This is a genomic window from Nguyenibacter vanlangensis (genome assembly GCF_013376155.1).
In the GTDB taxonomy this organism is placed as follows: Bacteria; Pseudomonadota; Alphaproteobacteria; order Acetobacterales; family Acetobacteraceae; genus Gluconacetobacter; species Gluconacetobacter vanlangensis.
Genome location: NZ_JABXXP010000098.1, coordinates 1 through 7692 on the forward strand (window position 1 = coordinate 1; position 7692 = coordinate 7692).

7 protein-coding genes are annotated in these 7692 nt (G+C 66.6%); 4 read left to right on the forward strand and 3 right to left on the reverse strand.

What is annotated here, in order from left to right; all coding sequences use genetic code 11:
* From HUK84_RS07415 to HUK84_RS07425, 3 genes are all read left to right on the forward strand, one after another.
* On the forward strand, positions 1–616 hold a 616-nt coding region (locus HUK84_RS07415; RefSeq protein ID WP_176639716.1), incomplete at its 5' end, for an MlrC C-terminal domain-containing protein.
* Between the two features lie 149 nt (positions 617–765).
* Positions 766–2112, forward strand: a complete 1347-nt coding sequence (locus HUK84_RS07420) for an MFS transporter (protein ID WP_176639717.1) — start codon at positions 766–768, stop codon at positions 2110–2112.
* A gap of 198 nt (positions 2113–2310) precedes the next feature.
* Positions 2311–2871 carry a GNAT family N-acetyltransferase gene (locus tag HUK84_RS07425; RefSeq protein ID WP_246285507.1) on the forward strand — a complete coding sequence of 187 codons (561 nt, stop codon included), beginning with the start codon at positions 2311–2313 and terminating at the stop codon, positions 2869–2871.
* Between the two features lie 112 nt (positions 2872–2983).
* Here HUK84_RS07425 and HUK84_RS07430 read toward each other — a convergent pair whose 3' ends face one another.
* The gene (locus tag HUK84_RS07430; RefSeq protein ID WP_176639719.1) at positions 2984–3994 is read right to left on the reverse strand and encodes a 1-aminocyclopropane-1-carboxylate deaminase; all 1011 of its coding nucleotides are present in this window, start codon (positions 3992–3994) and stop codon (positions 2984–2986) included.
* Between the two features lie 154 nt (positions 3995–4148).
* Between HUK84_RS07430 and HUK84_RS07435 the strand changes: the two genes are divergently transcribed.
* A complete protein-coding gene (locus HUK84_RS07435) occupies positions 4149–4613 on the forward strand; it encodes an Lrp/AsnC family transcriptional regulator (protein ID WP_176639720.1) in 465 nt (154 codons plus the stop codon).
* Positions 4614–4757: 144 nt separating this feature from the next.
* Here the strand turns inward: HUK84_RS07435 and HUK84_RS07440 are convergent, their stop codons facing one another.
* Positions 4758–5906, reverse strand: a complete 1149-nt coding sequence (locus HUK84_RS07440) for a nucleoside hydrolase (protein ID WP_176639721.1) — start codon at positions 5904–5906, stop codon at positions 4758–4760.
* 182 nt (positions 5907–6088) lie between these two features.
* Positions 6089–7692 (reverse strand): adenine deaminase C-terminal domain-containing protein (locus HUK84_RS07445; RefSeq protein WP_176639722.1); only part of this gene is annotated, 1604 nt, incomplete at its 5' end.

Genomic DNA, 7692 nt, shown 5'->3' on the forward strand with positions numbered 1-7692 from the left:
CGCGCGCGCGGCGTCAAGGCCCGCCAGGCCGCTGGTGATCGCCGACGTGTCGGACAATGCGGGCGGGGGCGCGCCGTCGGACAATACGATCATCCTGCGCGACCTGCTGGCGCATGGCGTGACGAACGTGGCGCTGGGCTGCATCTGGGACCCGGCTGCCGTCGCGTTCTGTGCCGAAGCGGGCGAAGGCGCGACGTTTCCGCTGCGGCTGGGGGGGAAATGCGGCCCGGCATCGGGCGATCCGGTCGACGTGACGGCCCATGTGCGGCGCTGTTCGGACAATCTGGTGCAGACCGGACTGAGCGGCGGCGCGGCCTATATGGGCCGGAGCGCGTGGATTGCGGTGGACGGGATCGACATCGTAATGACCGCGCGCCGGCAGCAGGTCTTCTCGCCGGACGTGTTCGGCAACATGGGCATGACGCTGGCGGACAAGGATGCCGTCGTCGTGAAATCGGCGCAGCATTTCTACAACGCCTTCGCCGCGATCGCGGACGACGTCGTCTTCGTTCCGGTCGCGGGCTGCGTGGTGCCCGACATGACGGCGCTGCGCCTGCCCCGGGCGCGCGCGCCGCTGTGGCCGCATGTGGCGGACCCGTTTGCCGGGACGGGCTGAGCGGCGCGCCCCGAGGGGGACGAAGGGCAATGGCGGCGGGGTGATGCCGCGTGCATTCGTGTTTGCACCGGAATGATGGCTGTGGCCATATCGGGAGCCGGCCTGCGTTGCGCCGCCGCCCGCCGGCAGATCGTCCGAGGAGACCGAAGATGCCTGAGCCGGTTGAAAGGGGCCGTTCCCTGCCCGCCATCATCGCCGCCGCCTGTGTCGGGAATTTTCTCGAATTCTATAATTTCATGGCCTATGCGTTCTTTGCGCCGATGATCGGCCATGCCTTCTTTCCCAACGGGAACCGGCTGATCAGCCTGCTGCTTTCGCTGATGACCTTTGCCGTGGGCTTCGTGCTGCGGCCGCTGGGCGCGGTGGTGATCGGGCGGTATGCGCGCACGCATGGCCAGCGGCCGGCGCTGATGCTGACCTTTGCGATGATGGCCGCGGGGTCGTTCCTGCTGGCGGTGACGCCGCCGACCCGCGTGATCGGCACGTTGGCGCCGGTTGCCGTCATCATTGCCCGGCTGCTGCAGGGGTTTTCCGACGGCGGCGAGGTGGGGCCGGCGACCGCGCTGATCTTCAGCGCCGCGCCGGGGCGGCTGGGCGGGGTGTTCGGCACGCTGCAATACATGACCCAGTTGCTGGGGTCGCTGCTGGCGGTCCTGCTGGGGCTGGTGCTGTCGCTGGTGCTGTCGCACGATGCGCTGTACGCGTGGGGATGGCGGGTGCCGTTCCTGGCCGGGCTGGCGATCCTGCCGGTCGGGCTGATACTGCGGCGTTCCGCCGTCGCCCATCAGGCCGCCGCGCCGCCGCCGGCCGGAGCCGTGCCGGGTGAGTCCCCCTCGGGTGAGTTCATGTCGGGCGAGCCGGCATCGCTGTGGCCGGTCATTCCGTTCGTCTTCCTGGCCATCACCAGCGCCACGATCTGCACCTATCTGCGGAGTTTCGGCGTGAGCTACGCGGTGTCGGTTCTGCATCTGCCGCCCGCGACCGCGATGACGGGCATGGCGGCGGGCCTGGCCGCCGGCGTGGTGGGCATGCTGGCGGGAATTTTCATTGCCATACGCTGCCCGGGGCGGCGGACGCCCTTTATCCTGGTCGGGCTGCTGACCGCCGCCGCCAGCCTGCCGCTGTATTACGGCGCGATCCACCGGCCGGGGCTGGCCAGCCAACTGGCGCTGAATATCGGCATGTTCCTGCTGTCCAGCATCATGGCCGTGGGGATCTGGCAGGCGATGCTGGAGGCGCTGGGCCATCGTGGCCGGTCCTTCGCCTTCGGGATCGTCTATGCGCTGGCGGTGTCCAGCTTCGGCGGCCTGACCCAGCCGGTGACCGCCTGGCTGATCGCCCGGACACAGGACCCGATGACGCCGGGCTATGCCATGGCGCTGGTGATTCCGCTGGGGCTGCTTGCCTATCTGCGCCTGCATGCGATCCGGCGCGGGCAAATGGAAGCGCATGCCGCAGTGCCGGGACTGGAGGCGTCCCTGCCCCTGGTGTCGTAGGGGGCGCGGCGCAGGGTGTTCGTTGGGGTGGGGGAAGAATCTTCTTTTTCTGAAGAAAAAGAAGCAAAAAGACTTTTATTCGTTGGGGTTCGTGTTTCAGGCTCCAGCCGTCATCGAACAAGGTGCAATTCAAGCTGCTGTGGCAATGCCTGAAGTGGTTGTACCGCGACCTGCTGGCACATGGAATTTCAGTGTGGCTTGGAGGAAATTTTGACTGCCGCGATCCCGACACTGGAAACCCGTCGCTTAATCTTGCGTCCACTCGATCTCTCCGATGCCGCGGCGGTGCAGGAGATTTTCCCACGCTGGGAAATCGTGCAGTTCATGTCCACGATCCCATGGCCGTATCCGGCCGATGGCGCGCTGACGTTCATCCGTGACATGGCGCTTCCGGAGATGGAAGAAGGAACGGCGTGGCACTGGTCCATCAGGCCGAATGGCGCGGCGGATCAACTGATCGGCATCATCAGCCTGACGGACGAACCGGACAACAATAGAGGCTTCTGGCTCGCCCCGGAGTGGCAGGGCCGAGGCCTGGCCACAGAGGCCGCCAACGCTGTGACGGACTACTGGTTCGAGACACTCGGAAGGACGGTGCTCCGGGTGCCAAAGGCGATTGCCAACGTTCCCTCTCGGCGCATCTCCGAGAGCGCCGGAATGCGCATCGTCGCCTCGGGCGATCGGGATTTCGTGTCAGGACGCTTGCCGGTTGAAATCTGGGAAATCACACGGGAAGAATGGCGCTCGCGCCATCGATAGCGTATCCAGACTCTGCGATCCTTCCTCCAACTTTGGGGCGATTGCCGGGGGCTTCGACACCTTGCCGGATTGCTGATTGCGAAATCCGCGCGCGGATTTCGCAGCAGGGATACTATCCGTTGCGGAACGTGTAGCTGTAGCCGTTCAGCGCGGGGGCGCCGCCGAGATGGGCGTAGAGGATGTTCGCGCCCTTGGGGAAGGTGCCCTTCCGCACCAGGTCGATCAGGCCCTGCATCGATTTGCCTTCGTAGACCGGGTCGGTGATCATGGCTTCGAGCCGGGCGGAAAGGCGGATGGCCTCGATCGTCTCACGGGAGGGGACGCCGTAGGCGGGGTAGGCGTAGTCCGTGATCAGCGTGATGTCGTCTTCGACGATCGGGCGGGCTTCGACGAGGGTGGCGGTCTTCTGCGCGATGTCGAGGATCTGGGCCCTGGTCTGGGCCGGGGTGAAGGAGGCGTCGATGCCGATGACATTACGGGCCCGGCCGTCGGCGGCGAAGCCCACCACCATGCCCGCGTGGGTCGAGCCGGTGACGCTGCAGACGATGACATAGTCGAACGTGATGCCCATTTCGGCTTCCTGGGCGCGGACTTCCTCGGCGAAGCCGACATAGCCCAGGCCGCCGAATTTATGGACCGATGCGCCGGCCGGAATGGGATAGGGCTTGCCGCCCCTGGCGCGGACCTCGTCCAACGCGCGCAGCCAACTGTCGCGGATGCCGATATCGAAGCCTTCATCGACCAGTTGCGCCTCGGCGCCCATCAGGCGGGTCAGCAGGATATTGCCCACCCGGTCATAGACCGCGTCGTCATGCGGCACCCAGCTTTCCTGGATCACGTGGCATTTCATGCCGATCTTGGCCGCGACCGCCGCGACCAGACGGGTGTGGTTGGACTGCACCCCGCCGATCGAGACCAGCGTGTCGGCACCCGAGGCGATCGCGTCGGGGACGATATATTCCAGCTTGCGCAGCTTGTTGCCGCCGAAGGCGAGGCCGGAATTGCAATCCTCGCGCTTGGCATAGATCTGGACGTCGCCGCCGAGATATTCGGTCAGGCGCGGCAGGTGCTGGATATGGGTCGGGCCGAAGGTCAGCGGATAACGGGCGAAGCGGGACAGCATGACGAACCTCGTGCGGTGGAACCGGCATGGAGCCTATCATTCCGATCGCGGCAGGTGCTTTCCAAGTCGGGCTGGATTTTTGGCCTTGCTTTCATGCATGGCGCAAATACGGTATGAGTGTCCGTTATAACGTTATCTGGTGGAATGATCTTTCATGGCGGATGGGCTGGACAAGATCGATCGCAAGATCCTGCGGCTGTTGCAGGCGGACGGGCGGATGGCCAATGCCGACCTTGCCCAGGCCGTGAATGTCAGCGCCGCGACCTGTCACAGGCGCACGCAGAGGCTGGTCGAGGCGGGTTATATCCGCACGGTGCGGGCGGTGCTGGACCCGGACAAGGTGGATCTGGGGGCGCTGGTGGTCGTCGGCGTGGTGCTGGACCGTTCGACGCCCGAAAGTTTCGCGGCGTTCGAGCGGGCGGCGCGGGAGATTCCGGCGATCCTGGATTGCCATCTGGTCGCCGGGGATTTCGATTATTTCCTGAAGATCCGGGTGCGCGACATGGCGGATTTCAACCGCCTGCATGCCGCGAAACTGATCGCGCTGCCGAGCGTGCGGCAGACGCGCACGTTCTTCGTGATGAAGAACGTGATCGACAACGCGCCGTTCGATATCTAGTGGTATTTTATATTATTTTTTAATTTATCTAAAGATTGTCGGCATTTTGAGATTCGATGCGCCGACCGCGCACCGAACCATAACGAATAAAAGTCTTTTTGCTTCTTTTTGTTCAGAAAAAGAAGAACCCCTTTACGCCCCCTGTCACGGAAGGGGCCGGCCGCTGACCGGAGGCTGGGGGCGGGCGACGAGGGTGGTCATTTCGGCTTCGAGCCGGGGGACGTCCACTTTCTGGACCACGATGTTCTTCCGTTCGCCGAGGCCGGGTTCGTAGCCGGGGGTCCAGGACAGGATGTCGCCGTAGCCGGGGCCGAACTGGCTGTTGGCGTCGATGAACAATTCGGTCTTCTTGACGATCAGGGACGGATCGAGCCAGACGAGGGCGGCGATTTCGTCCCATAGCGGGAAGCCGGCGGGGCGGGTACGCAGGGCGTGGGCGACGGGCGTGTCGGCGGCGCCGAGGCGTTTGATGAGGTCGGGCGTGAGTTCGGTGTCGGTCGAGGGGTCGGCGGGGACCATGACGATATGCCGCCAGGGGGCGCGCAGCACGATGCTGGCGGCTTCGGGGTCGAAGCGGATATTGAATTCGCGCCGGGGGGAATTGACGAATTCGCGCGCGAACTGCGCGGCGACGGCATCGGTGCGGGTCTGGCGGGGATTGAGGCTGCCACCCATATAGACCAGTTCCTTCGCCAGGCCGGCGAATGCGGGGTCCAGACGCTGGGCGAGCGCGAGGTTGGTGAAGGGGCCGGTTTCGATGATGCTGACCTGGCCCGGATAGCGATGGACCATGCGGATCATGAAATCGGCGGCGCGTTCGGCCGAGGGCTGTTTCACGGGATTGCCGAGCGGCAGGTCGGGCACGACGTCCGGCCCGTGATAGGGCGGCAGGGCCTGGGTGGTCGGTTCGACCCAGTGCTTCATCCAGGCGCCTTTCCAGACCAGCTTGCCGTAGAGGCTTTCCCACCGTTCGGTCAGAGCCTCGGAATTCAGCAGCGGGTCGGTGGCCCCGGGCACGACCGGGATGTCGGGGCGGCCGGCGATTTCGACGCCGCGCAGGGCGTTGGCGGTGGCCTCTTTCTGCCAGACGTCGCCGCTGACGGTGGCGACGCCGAGCACCTGGGTCTCGGGGGCCTTGATGACCAGCCATTGCGCCAGGCTGAATCCGTCATCATCGAGGATCACCTTGCGGGGTTCGGCCCGGGCGGCGCCCGCCGTCGCGGCGAGCAGCAGGGCGCCCAGGACGAGCGGGAGACGGCGGGGGCGGTCGGGCGGCGATGCGGTCTGGAACATGCTTCGGGGTATTCTTTCGTCGTGGTTGCGCGCGTCATGGTTGCACGCGTCATTGTTGCACGCCTGGGCGCGGCGGGCAGAAAATGACGGATACGTAACGGAAAATCCAACACAAAGACGCGCACGGGCTGTTGCCGTTTCGGCGACGGGCCGCGCGCGCCGCCCCAAACCGGCGGCGGGGGTCAGGCCGTCTCGAAGAGCGGGACCTGCCGCATGGCCGGCACGGTGATCAGGCCGCGATCGGTCAGGCGGATATCCGGCACGACGGAGAGCGGGATCAGGTTGAAGCCCATATAGGGCATGCGGCAGCCCAGGGCGCTCCATGCCTGTTTCAGCCGCCGTGTCTGTTCGGCCACCACGGTGGCGCGTTCATCCGACAGCAGGCCCGCGACGGGCAGCTTCACCAGGGCCTGGACCCGCCCCTGCGCCACCACGACCACGCCGCCGCCCGCGTCGCGGATGGTTTCGACCGCGAGGCGCATGTCCGCCGGGTCGCGGCCGGCGACGATGACGTTGTGCGCGTCGTGCCCCACGCTGCTGGCCACCACGCCGTCGGTCAGGCCGAACCCCTGGAGCAGCCCGTGCGCCGCGTGGCCGTGGCGGCCGTGGCGTTCCAGCACGGCGACGAAGCAGAGATCATGGGCATCGAGATGGGTCCGCCAGTCCGGGGCCGGCGCCAGGTCGATCCGTTCGTGCAGCAGGGCGATGTCGCCGGGCCGGCCGATCCGGATGACGTTGGCGGTGACGGGGCCGCGCGGCAGGAGCGGCGTGAGGTCGGCGAGCGGACCCAGGCGCATCGTCCGGTAGGCCGCCGGGGGATAGCGATAGCGCCCGTGGGAGAGTTGCCGGTCCAGGATGGGCGTGACCTTGCGGTCCTCGACCAGCAAGGCGCCGCCGTACCAGGTATTGCGGATCTGCCGGTCGTCATCGAGCAGCACGATGTCGGCCCGCCGGCCGCCGCCCAGGCCGCCGAGTTCGCCATCCATGCCGAAGCGGGTCGCGGGATTGAGCGAACCCATGCTCCAGGCCTGGGCCGGGGGGATGCCGGCGGCGATGGCCTGGCGCACCACCCAGTCCTGGCCGAACAGGAACAGATCGTCGGCATCGCGGTCGTCGGTGCAGACGCAGACGCGCTTGGGGCTGGCGCCCCATTCGGTCACGGCGCGGATCGCGGCGGGAAGCGAATGCCAGGGCGTGGTCGGCGGGCCGCCACGCAGGAACACCCAGATGCCGGCCTCGATCAGGTCGTCGGCGATCTCGCGCGTGACGGCCTCATGCGTGTCGGTGACGCCGGAGGCGGCATAGGCGGCGACGAATTCGCGCCCATAGACATGGCCGCTGACCGGCCGGCCGCGTTTCAGGGCCTCGGCCACCACGGCGTGGCTGCGCGAATCGCCCAGGCAGAGCGGCACGAAATCCATCTTCTCGCCCAGCGCCACGGCCTCGGGCCAATTGTCGAACAGCGCGCCGATCTTGGCGGGGGTGAGGTCGCCGCCCGCGGTTTCGAATGCGGGATCGGTGGCGGGGACGGTGCTGGGCACGGTGAGGAAGATGTTCAGCGGCGCCTGGCGCGCATCCTGCAGCATCCATTCGATGCCGGCCACGTCGGCGACATTGCCGATTTCATGGCTGTCGCAGAAGATCGTGGTGGTGCCGTTGAGCAGGGCGGCCTCGGCATAGGCGCAGGCCGTCATCATGCTGCTTTCGATATGCAGGTGCGGATCGACCAGGCCGGGCGCCAGCAGGCCGCCGCGCGCGTCGTAGAGCTGCGCGGGGGCGGCGGTGA